The 21665-nt window shown below is 60.1% G+C and carries 31 protein-coding genes; 6 read left to right on the top strand and 25 right to left on the bottom strand.

What is annotated here, in order from left to right:
- Positions 1–87: 87 nt before the first annotated feature.
- The 5 genes from AC07OE_RS19950 to AC07OE_RS19930 form a co-directional block, all read right to left on the bottom strand.
- Positions 88–1086, bottom strand: a complete 999-nt coding sequence (locus AC07OE_RS19950) for a TniQ family protein (protein WP_495072304.1) — start codon at positions 1084–1086, stop codon at positions 88–90.
- A gap of 5 nt (positions 1087–1091) precedes the next feature.
- Positions 1092–2000, bottom strand: coding sequence for a TniB family NTP-binding protein (locus AC07OE_RS19945; protein WP_495072303.1), 909 nt, complete (start codon positions 1998–2000; stop codon positions 1092–1094).
- Complete coding sequence (locus AC07OE_RS19940) at positions 1987–3903, bottom strand: transposase (protein WP_495072302.1); 1917 nt, start codon at positions 3901–3903, stop codon at positions 1987–1989. Before AC07OE_RS19940 ends, AC07OE_RS19945 begins: the two co-directional genes overlap by 14 nt.
- Entirely contained in the window at positions 3900–4562 is a 663-nt protein-coding gene (locus AC07OE_RS19935; protein ID WP_495072301.1) for a TnsA endonuclease N-terminal domain-containing protein, read from the bottom strand. The genes AC07OE_RS19940 and AC07OE_RS19935 overlap by 4 nt, the downstream gene beginning before the upstream one ends.
- A gap of 213 nt (positions 4563–4775) precedes the next feature.
- Complete coding sequence (locus AC07OE_RS19930) at positions 4776–5252, bottom strand: hypothetical protein (RefSeq protein ID WP_495072300.1); 477 nt, start codon at positions 5250–5252, stop codon at positions 4776–4778.
- Between the two features lie 177 nt (positions 5253–5429).
- On the opposite strand from AC07OE_RS19930, the gene mgrA reads away from it, so the two are divergent.
- The 3 genes from mgrA (at position 5430) to AC07OE_RS19915 (ending at position 8107) form a co-directional block, all read left to right on the top strand.
- The gene (mgrA, locus tag AC07OE_RS19925) at positions 5430–6479 is read left to right on the top strand and encodes an L-glyceraldehyde 3-phosphate reductase (RefSeq protein ID WP_495072299.1); all 1050 of its coding nucleotides are present in this window, start codon (positions 5430–5432) and stop codon (positions 6477–6479) included.
- Positions 6480–6490: 11 nt separating this feature from the next.
- Positions 6491–7180, top strand: a complete 690-nt coding sequence (locus AC07OE_RS19920; protein ID WP_495072298.1) for a helix-turn-helix domain-containing protein — start codon at positions 6491–6493, stop codon at positions 7178–7180.
- 90 nt (positions 7181–7270) lie between these two features.
- Positions 7271–8107, top strand: coding sequence for a DMT family transporter (locus tag AC07OE_RS19915; protein ID WP_495072297.1), 837 nt, complete (start codon positions 7271–7273; stop codon positions 8105–8107).
- Between the two features lie 59 nt (positions 8108–8166).
- Here the strand turns inward: AC07OE_RS19915 and ptsP are convergent, their stop codons facing one another.
- Genes ptsP through AC07OE_RS19885 form a run of 6 tightly spaced genes read right to left on the bottom strand, consistent with a single transcriptional unit; the run spans position 8167 to position 13097 of the window.
- On the bottom strand, positions 8167–9954 hold the full coding sequence (gene ptsP / locus AC07OE_RS19910) for a phosphoenolpyruvate--protein phosphotransferase (RefSeq protein ID WP_495072296.1): 1788 nt from the start codon (positions 9952–9954) through the stop codon (positions 8167–8169).
- Positions 9951–10220, bottom strand: a complete 270-nt coding sequence (locus AC07OE_RS19905) for an HPr family phosphocarrier protein (RefSeq protein WP_310342484.1) — start codon at positions 10218–10220, stop codon at positions 9951–9953. Before AC07OE_RS19905 ends, ptsP begins: the two co-directional genes overlap by 4 nt.
- A complete protein-coding gene (locus AC07OE_RS19900) occupies positions 10189–10635 on the bottom strand; it encodes a PTS sugar transporter subunit IIA (RefSeq protein WP_495072295.1) in 447 nt (148 codons plus the stop codon). Before AC07OE_RS19900 ends, AC07OE_RS19905 begins: the two co-directional genes overlap by 32 nt.
- Positions 10636–10663: 28 nt before the next feature.
- A complete protein-coding gene (locus tag AC07OE_RS19895) occupies positions 10664–11887 on the bottom strand; it encodes an MFS transporter (protein WP_495072294.1) in 1224 nt (407 codons plus the stop codon).
- On the bottom strand, positions 11884–12387 hold the full coding sequence (locus AC07OE_RS19890) for a hypothetical protein (RefSeq protein WP_495072293.1): 504 nt from the start codon (positions 12385–12387) through the stop codon (positions 11884–11886). The genes AC07OE_RS19895 and AC07OE_RS19890 overlap by 4 nt, the downstream gene beginning before the upstream one ends.
- Positions 12388–12392: 5 nt before the next feature.
- Positions 12393–13097, bottom strand: a complete 705-nt coding sequence (locus AC07OE_RS19885; protein WP_495072292.1) for a DUF4197 domain-containing protein — start codon at positions 13095–13097, stop codon at positions 12393–12395.
- Positions 13098–13114: 17 nt separating this feature from the next.
- On the opposite strand from AC07OE_RS19885, the gene AC07OE_RS19880 reads away from it, so the two are divergent.
- Positions 13115–13612, top strand: coding sequence for a TlpA disulfide reductase family protein (locus AC07OE_RS19880; protein ID WP_495072291.1), 498 nt, complete (start codon positions 13115–13117; stop codon positions 13610–13612).
- A 33-nt stretch (positions 13613–13645) separates the two neighbouring features.
- Here the strand turns inward: AC07OE_RS19880 and AC07OE_RS19875 are convergent, their stop codons facing one another.
- Positions 13646–14095, bottom strand: coding sequence for a c-type cytochrome (locus tag AC07OE_RS19875; RefSeq protein ID WP_495072290.1), 450 nt, complete (start codon positions 14093–14095; stop codon positions 13646–13648).
- Between the two features lie 177 nt (positions 14096–14272).
- Between AC07OE_RS19875 and AC07OE_RS19870 the strand changes: the two genes are divergently transcribed.
- Entirely contained in the window at positions 14273–14929 is a 657-nt protein-coding gene (locus AC07OE_RS19870) for a cytochrome b/b6 domain-containing protein (protein WP_495072289.1), read from the top strand.
- Positions 14926–15435, top strand: a complete 510-nt coding sequence (locus AC07OE_RS19865; RefSeq protein WP_495072288.1) for a GNAT family N-acetyltransferase — start codon at positions 14926–14928, stop codon at positions 15433–15435. Before AC07OE_RS19870 ends, AC07OE_RS19865 begins: the two co-directional genes overlap by 4 nt.
- Before the next feature lie 55 nt (positions 15436–15490).
- Here the strand turns inward: AC07OE_RS19865 and AC07OE_RS19860 are convergent, their stop codons facing one another.
- From AC07OE_RS19860 to AC07OE_RS19800, 13 genes are all read right to left on the bottom strand, one after another.
- Entirely contained in the window at positions 15491–15997 is a 507-nt protein-coding gene (locus AC07OE_RS19860; RefSeq protein ID WP_495072287.1) for a peroxiredoxin, read from the bottom strand.
- A gap of 101 nt (positions 15998–16098) precedes the next feature.
- On the bottom strand, positions 16099–16368 hold the full coding sequence (rpsQ, locus tag AC07OE_RS19855) for a 30S ribosomal protein S17 (RefSeq protein ID WP_105261715.1): 270 nt from the start codon (positions 16366–16368) through the stop codon (positions 16099–16101).
- Between the two features lie 10 nt (positions 16369–16378).
- The gene (gene rpmC, locus AC07OE_RS19850; protein WP_495072286.1) at positions 16379–16588 is read right to left on the bottom strand and encodes a 50S ribosomal protein L29; all 210 of its coding nucleotides are present in this window, start codon (positions 16586–16588) and stop codon (positions 16379–16381) included.
- A gap of 16 nt (positions 16589–16604) precedes the next feature.
- The gene (gene rplP, locus AC07OE_RS19845; RefSeq protein ID WP_029708121.1) at positions 16605–17021 is read right to left on the bottom strand and encodes a 50S ribosomal protein L16; all 417 of its coding nucleotides are present in this window, start codon (positions 17019–17021) and stop codon (positions 16605–16607) included.
- 2 nt (positions 17022–17023) lie between these two features.
- Positions 17024–17917 carry a 30S ribosomal protein S3 gene (gene rpsC / locus AC07OE_RS19840; RefSeq protein WP_495072285.1) on the bottom strand — a complete coding sequence of 298 codons (894 nt, stop codon included), beginning with the start codon at positions 17915–17917 and terminating at the stop codon, positions 17024–17026.
- Between the two features lie 16 nt (positions 17918–17933).
- Positions 17934–18263: a 50S ribosomal protein L22 gene (rplV, locus tag AC07OE_RS19835; protein ID WP_075585605.1), complete on the bottom strand. Its 330-nt coding sequence runs from the start codon at positions 18261–18263 to the stop codon at positions 17934–17936.
- A 9-nt stretch (positions 18264–18272) separates the two neighbouring features.
- The gene (gene rpsS, locus AC07OE_RS19830; protein WP_495072284.1) at positions 18273–18551 is read right to left on the bottom strand and encodes a 30S ribosomal protein S19; all 279 of its coding nucleotides are present in this window, start codon (positions 18549–18551) and stop codon (positions 18273–18275) included.
- A gap of 11 nt (positions 18552–18562) precedes the next feature.
- On the bottom strand, positions 18563–19387 hold the full coding sequence (gene rplB, locus AC07OE_RS19825; RefSeq protein WP_105261718.1) for a 50S ribosomal protein L2: 825 nt from the start codon (positions 19385–19387) through the stop codon (positions 18563–18565).
- A 2-nt stretch (positions 19388–19389) separates the two neighbouring features.
- A complete protein-coding gene (rplW, locus tag AC07OE_RS19820; protein ID WP_094476423.1) occupies positions 19390–19713 on the bottom strand; it encodes a 50S ribosomal protein L23 in 324 nt (107 codons plus the stop codon).
- A gap of 8 nt (positions 19714–19721) precedes the next feature.
- On the bottom strand, positions 19722–20342 hold the full coding sequence (gene rplD / locus AC07OE_RS19815; RefSeq protein ID WP_094476239.1) for a 50S ribosomal protein L4: 621 nt from the start codon (positions 20340–20342) through the stop codon (positions 19722–19724).
- A complete protein-coding gene (rplC, locus tag AC07OE_RS19810) occupies positions 20342–21016 on the bottom strand; it encodes a 50S ribosomal protein L3 (protein WP_495072283.1) in 675 nt (224 codons plus the stop codon). The genes rplD and rplC overlap by 1 nt, the downstream gene beginning before the upstream one ends.
- A 200-nt stretch (positions 21017–21216) precedes the next feature.
- Complete coding sequence (gene rpsJ / locus AC07OE_RS19805) at positions 21217–21531, bottom strand: 30S ribosomal protein S10 (RefSeq protein ID WP_068674876.1); 315 nt, start codon at positions 21529–21531, stop codon at positions 21217–21219.
- 23 nt (positions 21532–21554) lie between these two features.
- On the bottom strand, positions 21555–21665 hold a 111-nt coding region (locus tag AC07OE_RS19800), incomplete at its 5' end, for an EF-Tu C-terminal domain-related protein (RefSeq protein ID WP_495072202.1).

The raw sequence follows: 21665 nt of genomic DNA, 5'->3' as shown, positions 1-21665 counted from the left end.
AACGAGTTTTCGAACATCGTCAGTACGTCCCTGGACAAGTAGATGCGAGCGGCGCAACGGCACTTTCGATAAAGATACGAATGCGCTTCATATCGTGCGCCAATTGGCAAACCCCTCAACTATCTCAAGATAGAACTGCGGCGCCCTATCAAAGCCTTTGAGCATCTGGTTGTACCGCACAGCCTTTGCTCGCCAGGCACCTCGCAGTCGGGGCTCCAAATCTGTCATCATCCAGCCGACCAGCTGAATCACATGGTGCCGTTCTGCAAGCGTCCGAGATTCATAGGACATGTGCCCAGGCGCCAACTCCATAGGTGGCAATGCCAATTCACAGCAGACATGGGCATAGAGTTTCACTGAGGAGTACCGAGATAGGAGAAGTAGCGCCATCTGGCGCATCACATTGAGGGTGCCCAGCATGTTGGTGTCGAAAAGCGCCGCCTTTGAAATCTTGGTCAGCCAATCCATTACGATGGGCTCATAGGACTCCACCGAATCCACCAATTCACTAGCCAGACTGGCCCCGCAGGCAAAACAGTCTGCAATCGATTCCCGATGCTGGCCTTGCGGATTGCCCATATCCCCCCGGTGAAAAGCCACCCCAGCACCACATGCCATACATCGATCTCGCAACATGCACTGGTGGCGAGAGCAGGTGGTTACAAATGCCACACGCCACTCTTTGCGAAAATACGGAATCCGATCTTCCAACAAGCACTGCGGGCAGTATTGCATCCCAAAGCCCTGCCGTGTCCGGTGAAACATCTGCAAGGTGGTAACCCATTGAAGGGCTCCGGATGTCCTGAACACTGGGTACAACCGCCCTTCATAGCTGCGCAGCGTGGTGGCGCGGGCAATTACGATTGGGGTGCCAGTCCGCTCGGCAAGCACATCAACGATCCAGTCAGGGCCCAGGCGATCAATATCGCGGTTCCAGACCTGTAGGTTGTTCCCAAAAATCAAATTGCAAAACGTCTGCACCCGCAATCCGTGCCCCCTGGCCAAGCGCACAAGCCAGGAGGACAGAAGCTCATCTGGGAGCGGTTTGTAGCGAATAGGCCATAACGGTGATGTCAGGCCTTGCATGCTGGCTAAAACCGCTGATGCTCTTTGCGCCTGGATGGGGGCAGCCAGCGCAGCGCATTGATTTGTTTGAGAGTGATTTCTTCTGTACCTGTCCGGATGGCATCAATCGCCAGTTCCTTGAACAGATCGCACATATCGCCCAAGGTCCCTTCGCTGCGGTCATGGATGGCCTGCATTTTTTCGGGCGACTTGAGGTCTGAGGCTTTCTTCAACGGTGTGCGTTTCTCTAAGGTAGCAAGCAAAGTCCCAAAGTTTTCATCGGCCCTCCACAAGGGAAGCACTTCGGGAGTAAACCGACTGGACATCTGGGGATCCGTGTTGAACGCGTTGTAAGCATCCTCTATGCCCGCAGCCACGATGACCACCTTGGTTTCATTGCCAAGGCTCTTCAGCGCATTCCTGAAGTCTCTTTGCTTGTTCATGCTCCCGGCGATCAGGTGATGGATTTCATCAATGATCAGCATCTTGACGCCCATCTGCCTGAACAGCAGCTTGACCTGGGAGTTCTTTTCCTGAGGAGAACTCGTCGGCTTATAGGGTGCCATCAATGCATCCAGGATACGGGTGTAGAACGCAGACACATCTGGAGTCGGCGGCGATTCCACCATCACCACTGGACAGGTCGTCACCTCCGCTGTCGCATCCAGGTCAACCGGATGCAGGTCCAGGAAGCGCTCCAAAATGGACGTCTTGCCGTTGAACGAAGGTGCCACCAGCAGCATATTGGGCATGCGCGTTATGCGCGGATATTCCAACAGTTCCTCCAGGCGCGCCAGTATCTCTTTGGCCCTGCCGTAACCCAACCAGGTTCCGGATTGAATCGCCTTGATGCGCACAGCATCAGTGGCGCCTACCAGTGCCCTGGCAGCGTCGTTGAGATGCGGATAGGCTTGCGTCGCGTCAGTCATCGTCATCCAATGCTTGCACCGCATCGGGGTTGTAGCCGCGGACCGCTGGAGGCGGAGTCACAGACTTCGCTGGTGCCGAAACATTTGGCATGGTTTTCTTCTTCTCAGCCCTGGTCTTCTCATGCTCAGTGCGCCGTTGCGCCTCCCGACGCGCCACCTTGGTCTTGCCTGCAGCATCTTCCTCCAGGGCCCGCTGCTCGTTGATGATGGCAAACACCGCCTTTTCGTTCTCTTTTGAAATTCCACGCTTTTCGGCCAGGCCCTGTGCATTGCGCAACTCCCAAATGCTGACCGGCGGCAAACTGCTGTCGCGGTAGGGAATCGTCACGTATCGCTTTGAAAGCTCGTCGTAAAAGTAGAGCTGGCTGATATCGCGCGGATCGCGATGGAATTTGAACTTGCGCTTGTGCTTGGGAAACTCCGGGTCCATCACGCCCATCCAGGCCCGCAACACGTCGTGGTAGTAATGGACGTCATCAATGACTACACCATAGGCCTGAATGGTGCGTTCGATGAAAGGGGTGAAGTTGATTCTCAGCAGCTCTTCGTCAGTGCGTCTGGCGGGCAAGCCACGACCAGGTTTGTCTTTGGTTCCCAGCAACCCTTGCCGCCACTTCTCCAATGGAGGCATGCCAATACCACCATGGTCTTCCAAGTGGTATCGGGCGAAGAACAGCACAAGCCACTTCTCGATCTCCTCCATGGTCATGCAGGCATTGCCCTCAGGGTCGTACTCATAGAGTTCTTCCGGACCCGAAAATGTTGCGCCCCTCAAGGTCTTGAGTCCTTCAGTGACCGTCCCCATGAGGCGCTCTATGTGTGCCCCATAGCGCGGTTTCTTGACCGGGCGTAGATGGATATCGATGTCATAGACCCGGCAAGCCGACTTCAGCATGTCACCTCGAAACTCGCGGGCGTTGTCCATATGGAGAATGCCCATGACACCCCACATGCCCCAGTCCACGCTGACAATGCCCCTTCGGCGCAACCACTCGTCCTTGGGAAGAATCGCGTGGCTGATGCACATGCCGGCAGACATGGCTGATGGCGCTTCCAACGAAAGGTACATGCCCACACACGCCCGACTGAACACATCGATTGCCAGCGTGATCCAAGCCCGTTTAATGGATTTGCGGTGCTTGTCGTCCACAATCATCACCGGCAGCAAGGTGTGATCGATCTGCACAATGCTCAAAGGCCAATCAGCGTCCGGAATCACGCCCTTAATCGGTTGGTGCTTGGCGTGAGCCACGGCGGCGCCATAGCGCAACAATGTCCTTTCTGGCCCGTTGGTCTGATTCAATCTGATGCGTATCGTATTGACCGCAGGCAACTTGAGTTCTGCGTTAGAGCACAAGCGCCGGATCTCTTTGATGGTCGCAGCGATGGACGCATGCTGGTCAGTGTCGTGAAACTCTGCCAAGGTCTTCGCAATGATGGCCTCAACCTCTAGTGCAATACGCGGCTTTGCTTTACCGCCGCGATTGCGGTACATCGGCAGGAGAGACGAGAGCGTGCCGGTAGCGCGATACGCGGTGACCCAGCGGTAAACCGTTGCCCTGCTGACTTGGGCTTCTGCCGCAATCTTGTCATACAGCGCATTGGATCGCTGGTAGCGACTCAGCAACAAGGGCTCAATCCACTGCCTTCTTTTCTGGGCGATGGACCAGTCAAACTCGGTGACGTCAAGTAGCTCGGGTTCCGTAGTTTTTGCCGCAGGCTTCTCCGCTACAAGCATGGGTGGCCCGATATCGCCCATTTTGAGGAGTACTTTATTGCCAGTCTCAACGTCTCTGGCAAGAACCAGATTGACGTCCGCCAGATTCAAGATGACGTACTCACGCCCGCCATTGGTGACTGTTGCTCCTTTGGTAACCCAATATTGGGTTGGCGTAGTGCGGTCCTTCATAGCGCAGATCCTGGCAAGTGCAACTCGACGTCACCGCCAAAAGGAGTATCCAAGTCCGTATGCAAGCGCCGTTGAAACAGCATGCTCCAGATCACCGGCAACCAGTTCAGTCGTTCCTCGTCGGTCAACGCCAGAGTGGCCAGGATGCGCTCGGAGGACGAAACCCCGTGGCTGTCAGCCATTGCTTGCAGCACACGCATGCAATCCGCTTCCAATGGTTCTACGTTGCGGTACTCACGCAAAAACTTGATGTTGGCCAGCCTGGGCAAGCGGATTTCCGTTTCATCGACTGTCCGGAACTCCCACCCGAGGGACTCGGCATAGACCTGCGCTGCAGCGAACTTCGGTGCGTAATCCGCTGCGTGTTTCTTCAAAAAGTCGCTGCGCTTCACTTCTGCGAGTAGCGGCTTCCGGATCTCGCCCCATTCGAAATCAGGTCGGTATTTCACGAGAACGTCGGGAACATACCCCCTCGGGACACCCTTCACTGGAATACGAACGGGTTGCACCTCGAACGATTCCACAGCATCATCAAAGTCGAGAACCAGCAGGTAGTCTTTTTCAAGCAGAGACTCAAAGGGATCCATCACCTCGCTTTTGCGGCTTGAGTAGGCCCCAGTGACGAACAGGTGGTTTTTGGGAATCTTGCGGACGGGCATGCAGTCAGTCTAGCGATTTAGGAGGTTCTTTCAATTCAGTCTCACTAACTTCTGCACTTTTTCTCGTTATCTATAGATGATTTTGACAAAAGTGCGGGCGTTTTTCTCAAAATCGGTCGACAGTTCACAACTGAGCAGCACACCCCTTTGAATTGCTCCTGAATCAGGAGCTGTTTACCGAAGCTCCGCAGGGCCTACAACCCTGTTGGATGCTTACTTCGGCTTGGCAAACCCGCCTTCCGCCCACGCCACGGCGCTGCTGCGGTTGAGCTTGAAGGAGGGCGTTACACGCACTTCGGCCAGCAGGTCGCTGCCCTCGTCCCTGGCGCTCAACACCGCCGAGGGATTCTCCTCATCCGGCTCGATGTCCAAATGCACGGTGACGCGGGCCGCCCCCACTGTGACAGTAATGCTCTGGTGCAGGGAGGCGTGTAACTGCTGCTCGCTGCGGCGCACAAATTCACTGGCGGTTTTCACCAGCGTGCTGAAGGCGCTGCTGTCCAGCGGCTTGGGGTTCTTCTTGTCACGACCCATAGTCCAGGGCCCGACCAGGGCAGGCTCGGCCTGGCCGTCCTTGGTCATGGCCACGGCCCAGCCGTCGTCGTCCTCGTTTTTGATGACCTGGGCGGTCCAGCCGTCGCCGCTCCAGCGGCGGGGTTCCTGGAGGTGGGTGGGGGATACATCAGTCACAAGCGGGCCACAAACATTGAAGAAGGCTGGATTCTGCCCCCTGCGCTGCAACATATCGCGCAGCCGGGTAGCATAGCGGTGGGCAGCGCTATCCCAGCGCTATCTAATCCATAGCTACCCGCGCAATAACAGCGGGGGCCAGAGACAGATTTATCCACCCAATTCCAGCTCAACACCATGCAATACCACGCCAACGCCGCCCGTTACAACGGCACTGTCCCCTACCGCACCTGCGGCAAAAGCGGCCTCAAGCTGCCCGCCGTGTCGCTGGGCCTGTGGCACAACTTCGGTGACGCCACACCCTTCCAGACCCAGCGCGACATGCTGCGCACGGCCTTCGACCTGGGCATTACCCACTTCGACCTGGCCAACAACTACGGCCCGCCCTACGGTAGCGCCGAGACCAACTTTGGCGAACACCTGCGCCGCGACTTCATGCCCTACCGCGATGAGCTGATCATCTCCAGCAAGGCCGGCTACGACATGTGGCCCGGCCCCTACGGCCAGGGTGGCGGCTCGCGCAAGTACGTGCTGGCCAGCCTGGACCAGAGCTTGAAGCGCATGGGCCTAGACTACGTGGACATCTTCTACAGCCACCGCTTTGACCCCGACACCCCGCTGGAAGAAACCATGGGCGCGCTGGCCACGGCAGTGCAGCAGGGCAAGGCGCTGTACGCCGGCATCAGCAGCTACTCGGGCACCAAAACGCGCGAGGCAGTGGCCATCCTCAAGAGCATGGGCGTGCCCATGCTGATCCACCAGCCGTCCTACAGCCTGATGAACCGCTGGATCGAAGAAGACCTGCTGGACGCGCTGGACGAGACCGGCATGGGCTGCATCGCCTTCAGCGCGCTGGCCCAGGGCCTGCTGACCAACAAGTACCTCAACGGCGTGCCCGCAGACGCGCGCATCAACCGCCCCGGTGGCGGCTCCTTCAACAAAGACCACCTGAGCGAGCAGAACATCAAGCATGTGCGTGCGCTCAACGACATTGCCCAGGCCCGCGGCCAGAGCCTGGCCCAGATGGCCACGGCCTGGGTGCTGCGCGACAAGCGCGTGACCTCTGCCCTGATTGGTGCGAGCAAGCCCGAGCAAATCGTGGATCTGGTGGGTGCCATGAGCAACCTGAACTTCAGCGCTGAAGAACTGGCCACCATTGACCAGCATGCCGTGGACGGCGGCATCAACCTCTGGAAGCGCCCCTCCACCGACCAACGTCTGGCGTAGCCGTCCACACCATGCACGCCGCCCATGGCTCCCTGTCGCTGCGCCGGTACGGCCCATCGCCCGGCAGCCATGCGCACGACCACTTTCAGGTGCTGCTGGGCCTGGAAGGCACGCTGGAGCTGGAAGTGCAAGGCCGCGGCCAGCGCATTGCCGCCGGCAACGGCTGCGTGATTGCGCCGGGCGAGCGCCATGACTTTGAGGCCAACGGCAACGCCCACTGCCTGGTGCTGGACACCGCCGAAGCCGGATGGGCCCATGCTGTGGGCATGCCCGTACAGCCCGCCACCGCACTGGCCCTGGCGCGCTACCTGCAGCTGGCCCTGGCCCGGCAGGACAGCCTGGCCCAGCACTACGGCCCGCTGTTGCTGCTGGACTGCTGGCGCGCGCCGCCAACCGGCCCGGTGCGCACCCAGCGCCGTATTGACTGGAACAACCTGCCCCAGTGGTGCGAACGCCAGTTGCACACGCCGCTGACGGTGGCCGACCTGGCGCAGCAGGTGTTTCTGAGCCCCACGCAATTTGCCTTGCGCTGCCAGCAGGAAACCGGCATGCGCCCCATGCAGTGGCTGCGGGACCTGCGCCTGCAGCGCGCCCGCCAGCTGCGCGCCCAGGGCCTGGCCATGGCCGACATCGCCCGCCGCTGCGGCTACCAGTCCGCATCGGCCCTGACTGCCGCGCTGCGCCAGCACACGCGGCACTGAAACTGGCCCCATGGTCCGGCGCTGAAACCGGTGTTGGGCGACAGCAGGCCGTGGTTTTGCGATAACCCCTGCGGCTAAGCTTGTGGCCCTATGCAAGCCTCCCTCCTCGCCCTCGCCGCCATTGCCCTCTGGGGTTCGCTCGCCCCGCTGGGGGTCTCGCTGAGCCATGTGCCGCCATTTTTGCTCACCGGTTGTGCGCTGCTGATTGGCAGCCTCATCGGGCTGGTGCTCTCCAAGGGCCGGCTGCAACAGTGGATGGTGCCGGCCCCCACGCTGGCGCTGGGGGTGTACGGGCTGTTTGGCTTTCACTTCCTGCTGTTCATTGCGCTGCGCCATGCGCCACCGGTACAGGCCAACCTGGTGAACTACCTGTGGCCACTGGGCATCGTGCTGATGGCGCCGCTGTTCCTGCCCGGCATGCGGCTACACGGCCTGCACATTGCGGCGGCGCTCTTGGGCTTTGCCGGAGCCGCGCTGGCCATCGTGGGCGGGCGTGACCTGCAGGGTGGGTTTGCCTGGGGCTACATCCCCGCGTTGGGCTCCGCGTTTATCTGGGCCAGCTACTCGTTGCTCACGCGACGCGTTCCGGCCTTCCCCAGCGCAGCCATTGGTCTGTTCGGGCTGGTGTCAGGCCTGCTCTCGCTGCTGTGCCACACGCTGCTGGAAAGCCCCGTAGACCTGAGCGCCCACGACTGGGCGCTCTTGGCCGCCATGGGCCTGGGGCCGCTGGGTGGTGCGTTTTACCTGTGGGATGCGGCGCTCAAGCGCGGTGACGCGCGGCAGATTGGTGTGCTGTCCTTCCTCACGCCGCTGTTGTCCACGCTGGCCTTGCTGTGGTTGCGGGGCGAGTGGCCCAGCGCATCGGTGGTGCTGGCGGCGGCCATGATCATTGGTGCCGCGGTGCTGGGTTCGCGCGCCGGCAAATAGGCAATTTACAAGAAAAAGGCCTCTAGCCCTCGTCAACAGTGCACGAGCAGCTCCGCTTTTTATAGCGGCATGGGACGGCTGCTGAGTTCCTCGCCGGGCTCTTCGGCGTCGCACACGCCCTGTGCCCAGGCTTCCAGCTTGCCCGCGTCGGCGCGCAGAATCTCCTGCTTCACCGCAAGAATCTGCGCCGGGTGCATGGAGAAGCTGCGCAACCCCAGGCCCAGCAGCAGGCGCGTCATGCTCACGTCGCCAGCCATCTCGCCGCATACGCTCACGTCCTTGCCCTGGGCACGGCACTCGGCAATGGTGTCGGCCACCAGGCGCAGCACGGCGGGGTGCATGGGGTCGTACAGATGCGCCACGGACTCGTCGGCCCGGTCTATCGCCAGCGTGTACTGGATCAGATCGTTGGTTCCGATGGAGAGAAAGTCGAAGTACTTGAGGAACAGACGCAGGCTTAAAGCGGCGGCAGGAATCTCGATCATGGCGCCCAGCTCCACCGGACCGTAGGCCACGCCACGCCGGTCCAGCTGCGCGCGCGCCTTCTCGATGTGGGCCAGGGTCTGGCGAATCTCGCTGGCGTGGGCCAACATGGGAATGAGCAAGCGCACCTTGCCGTGCGCGGCGGCACGCAGAATGGCGCGCAGCTGCGTCAGGAACATGCCGGGGTCGGCCAGGCTCCAGCGGATGGCGCGCAGACCCAGCGCCGGGTTCAGGTGGGCGTCGTCGCGCACCGAGTCGTCCAGCGGCTTGTCGGCGCCCACGTCCACGGTGCGGATAGTCACGGGCAGGCCCTGCATGCCCTCTACGGCCTTGCGGTAGGCCTGGTACTGCTCCTCTTCGTCCGGCAGGCGCCCCTGGCGGCCCATGAACAAAAACTCACTGCGAAACAAGCCCACGCCCAGCGCCCCGGCCTTGAGGGCCACCTGCGCATCCTCGGGCATTTCAATGTTGGCCAGCAACTGCACCTTCTGGTCGTCCATGGTGACGGCGGGCGTGTGCAGCAGGCGCTGCAGGCGGCCACGCTCGAGCTCGCCCTGGCGCTGCTTGAAGCCATATTCGGCCAGGATGATGGGCGAGGGGTCAACGATGACCACGCCGGCATCGCCATCGATGATGACCCAGTCGTCCTGGCGCACCAGCTGGCTGCAGGTGCGCGCGCCCACCACGGCGGGAATGTCCATGCTGCGCGCCACGATGGCAGTGTGCGAGGTCTTGCCGCCCACGTCGGTAATGAAACCGGCAAACACGCTCTGCTTGAACTGCAGCATGTCGGCCGGCGACAGGTCGTGGGCAATCAGCACCAGCGGTACATCCACCGTGTCGTCCAGCAGCAGGTCTTGCTGCGAGGGCTTGCGCGCGCCACGTTTGATCGGCTGCACGATCGGCGACTGCGCGCCCTTCATGGCGCGCAGGATGCGCTCGCAGATCTGCTCCATGTCGCTTTTGCGCTCGCGCAGGTAGGCGTCTTCCATTTCGTCGAAATGGCGGGCAATGATCTCCAGCTGCGTGGTCAGCGCCCACTCGGCGTTGTAGAGCCGGTCGGTGATCCAGTGCTTCACGCCCGACACCAGCTCCTCGTCCTGCAGCAGCATCAGGTGCACATCCAGCAGGGCCGAGAGTTCATGCGGCGCCTCTTTGGGCCCCATGCGGGTGATGCTCTCCTGCAGGCGGGCAATTTCCTCCACCACCGCATCGCGCCCCGCGCGCACCCGGTCTATCTCAGACGCAACCTCCTCGGGTTTGACAAAGTAGTGCGCCACATCCACGCGGCTCGACGCCACCAGCACCGCACGCCCAATGGCAATGCCGCGCGATACCGCCAGACCGTGGATGGAAAATGTCATTCGCCTTCGCCGAACTTGTCGTTGATCAATGCGAGCAAGGCGTCCATGGCTTCCTGCTCGCGCTCGCCACTGGTTTCCAGCAGCACTTCGGAGCCGATGCCGGCGGCCAGCATCATCACGCCCATGATGCTCTTGGCGTTCACACGGCGTTCGCCACGGGCCATCCACACCTCGCAGGGGAAACTGCCAGCCAGCTTGGTGAGCTTGGCCGACGCTCGGGCATGCAATCCCAGTTTATTGACTATGGTCGTGTTGGTGCTGATCATGGGGTTTGCGATGTTGGTTTTGGGGGGCGGTGACCGCCACTTGCATGATGCTCTGGATACCGCCGGCCAGCGCCCGCGTGACCAGCACGTCCAGCACCTCATGGCGGTAATTGACGGTGCGCAGCAGCATGGGCAGATTGGCGCCGGCCACGAGCTTGGTGGTGATGCCGTCCACCACCTTCTGCGCCACGTTGCAGGGCGTGGCGCCGAACACATCGGTCAGCACCAGGGCCTGCGGTGTGCCCAGCTGGGCCAGCAGCGCCTGGGCTGCCATGCGGGTGATGTCGGTACTTTCGTTGGGTGCCACGTCCAACGCCAGCACACCGGCGGCCGCCTCGGGGTACACGTGCAGGGCCGCCGTGCGCAGCGCGCTGGCCAGCGGTGCATGGGCGACGATGAGAATGCCTGTGTTCATGAGGGGGCGCAGAGCGGGTGAAGAGGGATTATGGCGCCTTTGCCCGCAGGAAATGCACATAGGCCGCGACACACGTGAGGCCATACATCGCGAACGCCGCCTGGTAGGCCGCCAACTCGGCCAAGCCCAGCGCCTTGAAGCCGTCCAACAGTAGCCCGATGCCCCACTGCACCGCGAATACGCCCAGGAAGATCACCAGGTTGTAGGCCGACAGCGCACGCCCCGCCAGTGCGGGCGGAAACGCCATGCCCACGGCCGGTTGCGCCAGCGCGCAAACGGTGCAACTCACGGCTATCAATGAAAATAGGGTTGCAGCCCCGGTCGTTATTGCGCTACCAGCTACCAAAAGAATAGCAAGCAACACGAAGTTCAGTGGCAGGCCGAGCGCAATCAGGCGCGTGGCGGTGTGGCCCTGGCGTGCCAGCCAGGGGTTGGCCCAACCCCACAGCAGGTAGGCCAGCAGCATGGACACGTTGAGCCAGAACAGGCCCGTGGCCGCCTGCAGCGGGCTATAGCCCGCCACCTTGACCATCCACGGCCCGGCCCACAGGGTTTGTAAAGCTACCAACCCGCCGTAGTTGAAAAAGCCCAGCGGCGCCATCTTGCGGAAGTAGGGGTGGCGCCAGACCTCTCGGTAGCCGGCCAGCACGCCTTCTTGCACGGAAGCCCGGGGTGTCTCGGCGGACCAGGCGGGCGACTGCCAGGCAATGGCCAGCACCGCCAGGGCCACCAGCGCGGCCAACAGCACAAAGATGCCACGCCAGCCGATGACCGGCATAAGCCATTGCACCGGCAATGTGGATGCCACCATGCCCAGCGCCCCCACCATCAGCATCCACGAACTGGCCCGCATTTGCTGCTCGGGCGCGTACCAGCGGCGGTAGCCGGTCAGTGGGGCCATCAGGCACGCGCTCACACCGGCGCCGCACAACACACGCGCCGCCAACAGCCCCCAAAAACTGCTGGCCAGTGCAAACGCCAGGCACCCTGCCAAGGCCACCGCCAGGAACCCTATTTCCACACGCTTGGGGCCCAGACGGTCCAGCCAGCGGCCCAGCGGCAGTTGTGTGGCAGCAAAGCCCAGAAAGTAGCCCCCGGCCAGCAGCCCCAAGTCCCGCGACTGCAGACCGAACTCCTGCACCAGCGTGGGCGCCAGCGTGGCGGTGATGGCCCGGATGAGGGCCGACAGGAAGTAAGCCAATCCGAAGGCCAGAAAGACGCCCACAGCCCTGCGCGACGACAGCAGCGTCATGGCTGCGGCACCTCCGCAAAGAAGGGATCGGTCATGTCCGGCCCCAAGCGGTCGGCATAGACGGCCCAGTGAACAATCTGGCGGCCGCGCAGGCGCCACAGCAGTTGGGCCTGTACAGCACTGCCATCCGGCCGTAAGCCCTGGGCCTGCACGCCAGTGGCCCCAGCCGTGGGCTGCTCCTGGACCTGGCTGGCGCGCAACGCGGCCAGCGCCTGCATGCGCCAGGCGGCCAACACCTCAGGGGCCGCCACGCCCTCCGGCAGCTCCACGCGGCTCACCGCAAACAGCGCGCCGCCCGCCTCGCAGCCCACCATGTCCATGACCAGGGTGTGGGGTACCAGCGTCACACTGCGCTGCGCCGTGTCAGGTTTGCAGGGCAACATCACCGGGACAGAGGCTACGCTGGCTTGGCGCCAGTTCAGCGCTGGGCTGCAGGCCACCAGGGTCCAACTACCGACGAGCGCCAGCACGGCGGGCCGCAACGCCCGCAGTTGCGCCACACCCCTCACTTCAGCGCGCCAAAGACCTTGGTCAGAATCGAGCTGCCGTAGGCCACCGGGTTTTGGCGGATCTTTTTCTCTTCTTCCGAAATCATGAAAAACAGTCCATCCAGCGCCTTGCCGGTCACGTACTGCTGGATGTTCGCGTCTTCTTTCTTCATTAGCCCCAGGTCAGAGGCCTTGCTGGCGAGCTGGTTGTATTTGTCGGCCAGGCCTACCTTTTCGGTGGCCTTGGTCACGATAGGCAGGAACTTGACGCCCAGCGGAGAGCGGGTTTTCTCTGCAAAGAACTGGGTCACTGCGGTGTCGCCGCCCGTCAGAATGCCTTTGGCGTCGTTCACTGACATGGTTTGCACCGCCTTGACCAGCAGGTCCTTGGCCATGGGCACCGCGGCCTCGGCACCCCGGTTCATGGAGGTGACTAATTCGTCCACCCGGGCGCCCTGGCCGAAGGTGCGCAGCAATTTGGCCGCTTCTTCCAGATAACTGGGCAAAGGAATGCGAACTTTTTCGTTGCCCAGGAATCCATCCGTGGTGCCCAAAATGCTGACGGCCGCCAGTGCGCCTTTTTCCAAGGCGGCTTTCAGGCCCTTGGAGGCGTCGGCATTGGTCAGATCGGCCAGGCTGAGGGCGTAAGCGGGCTGCAAATTGGCCGCTGCCCACAGGGCTGCACTGGTGAGCGAGAAAGAATTAAACTGTCGACGGTCCATGCGGGGTACCTACTAAGATGAAAAAACAAATCGTGATCGCCAGCATCGTAGCGGCTTGTGCCGTGCTTGCTGGCTCTTATTTGCTGGGCAGCGCCAACGCAGCGCCGGCGTCGACCTTCGTCTTACTGGACGGCTCGCAGAAGCAAACCACCGACCTCAAAGGCCGCGTCACCCTGGTGAACTTTTGGGCTACCAGCTGCGTCACCTGCGTGGCGGAAATGCCCAAGGTCATTGCCACCTATGAAAAATACAAAGGCCAGGGCTACGGCACCATGGCCGTGGCCATGTCTTACGACCCTCCCAGCTACGTCGTGAACTATGTGCAGACCCGCAAGCTGCCGTTTGATGTGGCGATTGACAACACGGGCGCCGTGGCCAAAGCCTGGGGTGAAGTGGGCATCACCCCCACCAGTTATCTCGTCAACAAACGCGGCGAGATCGTCAAGCGCTATGTGGGCGAGCCCAATTTCACCGAGCTGCACCAGCTCATCGAAAAACTGCTGCAGGAAACCTGAGCGGTCTCCTGCAAGTCCGCGACGGGCGGATGCCTAGCTGCGGAAGGCGTCGTGGCAAGTTTTGCAGTTGCCGCCCACGGCCCCCACTGCAGCCTTGATGGTGTCCAGGTTGCCGGTTTTGGCCGCGGCATTCAGCTTGGCCATATCTGCTTGCAGCTTCTCCGCGTTTTCATTGAACTTGGCACGGTCGGTCCAGATTTCGGCCTTGGCCTTGGTATCGCCCTTGTCGGAGCCCTCTACAAACGCGCTCCAGGGCAGCTTGCTCATGAACGCAGCCACCTCGGCGCTCTCGGCCGCGACCTTGGCGTCGAACGGCGCTTTGCCTGCCGCCATCGCTGCCACACGGCCAAAGTTCTGCTGCATCACAAACATCACACTTCTGCGGTATTTGATGGCATCTTCCGTTTTCGCGAACTGCGCGGAGGCAGGCGCGGCCAGTGCCAGGGTCGTCACCGCCAGAGCCAGGGAAACAAGTTTTTTCATGGGTCGTCCTCTAAGGGGTGGATGGAAATCTCCGGCAGGTAGAGTAACGCCAATTCGCAAAAGTTCTGGTCGGTACCGTAACCGAGGGTAAGTACCGAGCGCCCTCCGGTAGCTGCCATCGCAGTGCTACATTGCTGCGTAGCGGGGTTCCGCGCCCCCCGTATCGGGAGACAAACTATGCAAACAACCAGGGTGTGGGACTTGCCCACACGAATCTTCCACTGGGCCTTGGCTGCGTGCTTTGTGGCGCTGGTGGTTACCGGGCAAACCGGTGCGTTTGACTGGCATTTCCGGCTGGGCTACTGCGTGTTGACCTTGTTGCTGTTCCGCTTGGCCTGGGGTTTTGTCGGTGGGCACTGGTCGCGCTTTTCCAGTTTTTTTTACGCTCCGTCCGCCATCCTGCGCTACGTGCGTGGCAAGGGGCCAACGCTGCACAACGTGGGGCATACCCCGCTGGGCTTCCTGTCGGTGCTGGCGCTGCTGGGGTTTAGCCTGCTGCAGGTATTCACCGGGCTGTTCAGTGACGACGAAATCGCCTCCTCCGGCCCGTTGACCAAGTTCGTCAGCGGCAAATGGGTCAGTCTTGCGAGCAGCTACCACGCGGACATTGGCAAAGTCATCCTCATCGTGCTGGTGCTGTTGCACATCGCGGCCATCGTGTTTTACCGGTTCAAAAAGGGGCTCAATCTGGTGGCACCCATGCTCCATGGCGACAAACAGCTGGCTGAGCCTGTGCCAGCCTCGCGGGACGATATGGCATCCCGGGTCCTGGCCCTGCTCATACTTTTGGCGTGCGGGGGCTTGGTGACTGCCCTGGTATGGTGGACAGCATGAGTGCAGATTCTGTTGTGCAAGTGCCCGAGAGAGCACGGCTGCTGCAGCCCCAATCCCCCTCCGACCTGGACGACGTGCGCACCCTGTTTCAGGAATATGCCCATAGCCTGGGGGTGGACCTGTGCTTCCAGAATTTTGAGACCGAACTGAGGCAGTTGCCCGGTGAATACGCAGCGCCCCGGGGCACCTTGCTGGTGGCCGTGGTGGGCGATGCATTTGCCGGCTGCTGCGCCCTGCGCCCGCTGGACAGCGTCGACTACCCCAATGCCTCGGAAATGAAACGCCTGTACGTGCGCCCCCAGTTCAGGGGCCTGGGCTTGGGACGCATGTTGGCCGAGGGCATTCTGGACGCTGCGCGGCAGTCGGGCTACAGCTGTGTGCTGCTGGATACCCTGGATGACATGGAGTCCGCCCGTGCGCTCTACGCGGAGTTGGGGTTTGAAGAAGTGCCACCGTTCTACTACAACCCGATTCCCGGCGCGCACTATCTGAAGGCCGCGCTTTAGGCGTAAAAAAGCCCTGCCGCACAAGCAGGCAGCAGGGCTTTGGGCTGAAGGGCTGTTACGCCTTGGCTTGGGCAAGCAACGTGGCTGCGTCGCTCACTTCAAACTTGCCAGGAGCTTCCACGTTCAGCGAAACCACCTTGCCGTCTTTGACCAGCATGGAATAGCGGTTGCTGCGCAAACCCATGCCACGTCCAGTCAAGTCCAGCGTCAAACCGGTGGCCTGGGCAAATGCCGCGCTGCCGTCTGCCAGCATGCGCACCTTGCCGGCGGTCTTCTGGTCACGCGCCCAAGCGCCCATCACGAAAGCATCATTCACGCTGACGCACCAGATTTCGTCCACGCCAGCTGCCTTGAACGCTTCCACGTTTTGCACATAGCCGGGCACGTGTTGTGCCGAGCAGGTGGGCGTGAATGCGCCAGGCAGTGCGAACAGCGCGATGGTTTTACCCGCTGTGGCCTTGGCCACATCGACTGCATTCGGGCCCAGGCTACAGCCTTCGCCTTCAACTTCTGAGTATTCCATCAATGTGGTGGCGGGAAGGGTTTGGCCGACTTGAATCATGTGTGCTCCTGAGAATGAAAGTACGTTTTGAAAGTACCAATGAAAACGGCCCACATTGTGGGCCGTTTTGAAGTCACTTGCAGTGAACGAAGCCGATGGGCTTAGACTGCAGCAGCCTTTTCCACCAAACGGGTCGCAACCCAGTTCTTGGTTTTGGAAATGGGCTTGCTTTCGGTGATTTCGATGACATCACCCAACTTGTACTCGCCCTTTTCGTCATGGGCGTGGTACTTGCTGGTTTTTGCCACGATTTTGCCGTAAAGCTCGTGCTTCACGCGGCGCTCGATCAGTACAGTCACTGTCTTCGAACGCTTGTCGCTGACCACCTTGCCAATCAAGGTGCGCTTGAGGGATTTTTTAGCTTCCGTCATTTATCGCTCCTTATTTGGCGGATTTTGCAGCGCTTTGCTTCTCGACAAGAATAGTCTTGGCGCGAGCAATATCACGGCGCGCAGAGCGCAGCGTTGCAGTGTTGTTGAGTTGTTGCGTGGCTTTTTGCATACGCAGGCCAAAGTGGGCTTTTTGCAGCTCTTTGACTTCCGTAGTCAGTCCGGCGATGTCTTTGGTGCGCAGTTCAGCAGCTTTCGTCATGTCGATATCTCCTGAATTACTGACCAATCATGCGTGCCACGAACGTAGTACGCAGAGGCAGCTTGGCCGCGGCCAAACGGAATGCCTCGCGTGCCAGCTCTTCAGGCACACCGACGATTTCAAAAACGATCTTGCCGGGCTGGATTTCAGCCACGTAGTACTCGGGGTTACCTTTACCGTTACCCATACGCACTTCAGCAGGCTTCTGGGAGATCGGCTTGTCAGGGAACACGCGGATCCAGATACGGCCGCCACGCTTCACGTGACGGGAAATTGCACGACGTGCAGCTTCAATCTGGCGAGCCGTCAGACGGCCGCGGTCAGTACATTTAAGACCGAAGTCACCGAATGCGACCGAGCTGCCTCGGGTCGCAATGCCAGTGTTACGGCCTTTTTGCTCTTTGCGGTATTTCCGGCGAGCGGGTTGCAACATATTTATTCTCCTTTACCGTCTGCTGCTGCAGCAGGCGCGGCGACTTTGCGAACGCGCTTAACGGCGGGTTTAGCGTCAGCACCAAGTGCTTCTGCGGGCTTGTCGCTGCCATCAGCAGGCGCTGCGTTGCCACCCACGGGGCGACGGGCGCCACGGGGAGCGGCGCGGTCAGCACCAGGACGGGCACCACCGCGGTCGTCGCGGCGGGGACCACGTGGGCGACGCTCTTCTTCAGCGCGAGGCTCCACAGCTGCGGGCAGGTCGTTACGGCCCAAGGTATCACCCTTGTAGACCCATACCTTCACACCAATAATGCCGTAGGTGGTCTTGGCTTCGGAAGTTCCGTAGTCAATATCGGCGCGCAGGGTGTGCAATGGCACACGACCTTCGCGGTACCACTCGGTACGGGCAATTTCGATGCCGTTCAGACGACCCGACGACATGATCTTGATACCCAAGGCGCCCAAACGCATGGCGTTTTGCATGGCGCGCTTCATGGCACGGCGGAACATGATGCGTTTTTCGAGCTGCTGGGTGATGCTGTCAGCGATCAGCTTGGCATCGATTTCGGGCTTGCGCACTTCTTCGATGTTCACTGCCACTGGCACGCCCAATTGCTTGCCCAGATCGCGCTTCAGGTTTTCGATGTCTTCGCCCTTCTTGCCGATCACCACGCCCGGACGTGCCGAGAAAATGGTGATGCGTGCGTTCTTTGCAGGACGCTCAATCAGGATGCGAGAGACCGAAGCGTTCTTCAGTTTGGCCTTCAGGTACTCACGCACCTTGATGTCTTCGGCCAGCATGCCCGCGAAGTCGCGGTTGCTGGCGTACCAACGAGAAGACCAATTACGGCTGATCGCCAAGCGAAAGCCGGTTGGGTGGATTTTTTGTCCCATATCTTCCTGGCCTCTTTCAGTTACCAACCGTCACGTACACATGGCACGTGGGCTTGCGGATTTGATTGCCACGGCCCTTGGCACGTGCTGTGAAGCGACGCAGAGAGGCACCTTGCTCAACGTAGATGGTTTTCACCTTCAGTTCGTCGATATCGGCGCCGTCGTTGTGCTCAGCGTTGGCAATGGCGGACTCCAGAACCTTCTTGATGATCACAGCAGCTTTTTTCTGTGTGAATTGCAAAATGTTCAGAGCTTGGTCAACTTTTTTGCCACGGATCAGGTCCGCGACCAGACGACCCTTGTCAACCGACAAGCGGACGCCACGAAGGGTTGCACGAGTTTCCATGGTGCCTCCTTATTTCTTCTGGACTTTTTTGTCCGCAGGATGGCCCTTGAAAGTACGGGTCAGAGCGAACTCACCCAACTTGTGGCCAACCATTTGGTCAGTGATATAGACAGGTACGTGCTGTTTGCCGTTGTGCACAGCAATGGTCAAGCCGATGAAATCGGGCAGGATCATGGAGCGACGCGACCAGGTCTTGATCGGCTTCTTGTCCTTGGTAACAACGGCCTTTTCGGTCTTGGCTACCAGGTGGTGGTCCACAAAGGGACCCTTTTTGAGAGAACGAGTCATTTACCTACCCCTTACTTCTTGCGACGCGACACGATCATGACCTGCGTGCGCTTGTTGTTACGGGTACGGTAGCCCTTGGTCAGATTACCCCAAGGATCGACTGCATGACGGCCTTCACCAGTCTTGCCTTCACCACCACCGTGCGGGTGGTCGACCGGGTTCATCACCACACCGCGAACGGTCGGGCGAATACCCATCCAGCGCTTGACACCGGCTTTACCCAGGCGGCGCAGGCTGTGCTCTTCGTTGGCCACTTGGCCAATGGTCGCACGGCAGTCAATGTGGATCTTGCGAACTTCACCGGAACGCACGCGCACTTGGGCGTAGGTGCCTTCGCGGGCCAGCAGCGTAGCGGAAGTACCGGCAGAACGGATGATCTGCGCGCCCTTGCCCACTTGCAACTCCACGCAGTGGATGATGGAACCCACGGGGATGTTGCGGATAGGCAAAGTGTTGCCCACGCGGATGGGAGCTTCGGAACCATTCATGATGGTTGCGCCGACTTCCAAGCCACGGGGGGCAATGATGTACTTGCGTTCACCGTCGGCGTAGCACACCAGAGCGATGTGCGCAGAGCGGTTGGGATCGTACTCAATGCGTTCCACTTTGGCAGGAATGCCGTCCTTGTTGCGCACAAAGTCGACAACGCGGTAGTGGTGCTTGTGTCCACCGCCCTTGTGACGGGTGGTGATATGGCCGTTGTTGTTACGACCGGCTTGCTGGAATTGAGGCTCCAGCAATGCTGCGTGAGGGGCACCCTTGTACAGGTGGTCACGCGAAATCTTCACCACGCCACGACGGCCTGGAGAAGTAGGTTTCATTTTAATGACAGCCATGATTACGCGGCCTCCCCACCAAGGTTCAGCTCTTGACCAGGCTTGAGCATCACGTAGGCTTTGCGAACATTGTCGCGACGGCCAACAGACTTGCCAAAGCGCTTGGTCTTGCCTTTTGTGTTCACCACAGAAACGCCTTGCACCTCAACCTTAAACATCAATTCCACAGCGGCCTTGATTTCGGGCTTGGTAGCGTCTTGCAATACCTTGAACGTCACAGCATTGGATTTTTCAGCAACCATAGTGGCCTTTTCAGACACGATGGGGGCAACCAGAACCTGCATCAAGCGACCTTCGTCGTACTTGACCTTCGACGTGTTGTTCATACGGGCGCTCATGCGAACATCTCCTTGAGTTTGTCCATGGCGGCCTTGGTCACCAGTACCTTGCGGTAGTGCACCAACGACAGGGGATCCGCATAACGGGGCTCAACCACCAGGATGTTCACCAGGTTGCGAGACGCCAAATACAGGTTTTCATCCACTTCGTCAGCGATCACCAGCACGGACTCAAGGTTCATCGCCTTGAACTTAGCTGCCAAAGGCTTGGTCTTGGGAGAATCCACCTTCAGGGAGTCAACCACTGCCAAACGGCCTTCGCGGGCCAGCTGGGACAGGATGGAAGCCATACCTGCGCGGTACATCTTCTTGTTGATCTTTTGACCGAAGTTTTCGTCGGGCATATTCGGGAAAATGCGGCCGCCTCCGCGCCACAGTGGCGAGGAAGTCATACCGGCACGGGCGCGGCCCGTCCCCTTTTGCTTGAACGGTTTCTTGGTCGAGTGCTTGACCTGCTCGCGATCCTTCTGGGCGCGTGTGCCTTGACGGGCATTGGCCTGGAACGCTACCACCACTTGGTGGACGAGGTCTTCGTTGTATTCACGACCGAACACGGTTTCAGGCGCGTCGTACTTGGACGTCGCTTGACCTTGGTCATTCAGGAGTTCGAGCTGCATCAGTTCGCTCCTTTCGCTGCTTTGGCCTTGACGGCGGGACGGACGGTCACGAAACCACCTGCTGCACCGGGGATTGCACCCTTGATCAGCAGCAGTTGACGCGCTTCGTCAATGCGGATGACATCGAGGTTTTGCGTGGTTTTGGTGACATCGCCCAAATGACCCGTCATGCGCTTACCGGGGAACACGCGACCGGGGTCTTGTGCCATACCGATGGAGCCGGGAACATTGTGCGAACGGCTGTTACCGTGCGAAGCACGTTGCGAGCTCATGTTGTGGCGCTTGATGGTACCGGCGTAGCCTTTACCGATGGAAGTGCCTTGCACGTCCACTTTTTGACCGACAACGAACACATCAGCAACGGGCACAGTGGCGCCAGCGGCGTACTTTGCGGCTGCATCAGCGGTTACGCGGAATTCCTGGATGATTTCACCGGCTTCCACACCTGCCTTGGCAAGGTGGCCAGCGATGGGCTTGGTCACACGCGAAGCTTTGCGTGCACCGAACGTTACCTGCAAGGCAACGTAGCCGTCGTTCTCCTGGGTTTTGACCTGCGTCACGCGGTTGTTAGACACGTCTACCACCGTAACAGGAACTGCATCCCCGTCATCGGTGAATAGGCGCATCATGCCAACCTTGCGACCCAGCAACCCTAAGTGATTGCTAAGACTCATTGTTTTCTCCGTAACTCCCACCGCTGCAACTTCAATTGGCCACAGCGTTTTTGCGTGAGAGACTGTTAATAAAACTCCACCCGCGCACAAAAGCGCGACAAGCAGAGCCAGCGAGTATAGCGCGGGCCTTTGATTAACACAAGCCCCTGCTTTCCCCCGCCAGTCAGAAGCCCCGGATTTGCATCCGGGGCCGCTATTTCTTACTGCAGCTTGATTTCAACATCCACGCCAGCAGGCAGATCGAGCTTCATCAGCGCGTCTACGGTTTTGTCTGTGGGATCAACGATATCCATCAGACGCTGGTGGGTGCGAATTTCAAACTGGTCGCGACTGGCCTTGTTCACGTGGGGTGAACGCAGGATGTCAAAACGCTTCATGCGGGTTGGCAAAGGCACGGGGCCTTTGACAATCGCGCCGGTGCGCTTGGCGGTGTCAACGATTTCAGCAGCCGATTGGTCAATCAGCTTGTAGTCAAACGCCTTCAGGCGGATGCGGATTTTTTGCTTGGCAGCCATCGTAATTCCTCAGTTCTTGCGAATTACGCGATGATTTTCGCAACCACACCGGCGCCGACGGTACGACCACCTTCGCGGATGGCGAAGCGCAGGCCTTCTTCCATGGCGATGGGGTTGATCAGCTTCACAGTGAT

It is taken from the genome of Rhodoferax sp. GW821-FHT09E07 (genome assembly GCF_059416145.1).
This window is presented reverse-complemented; position numbering and strand designations above follow the sequence as displayed.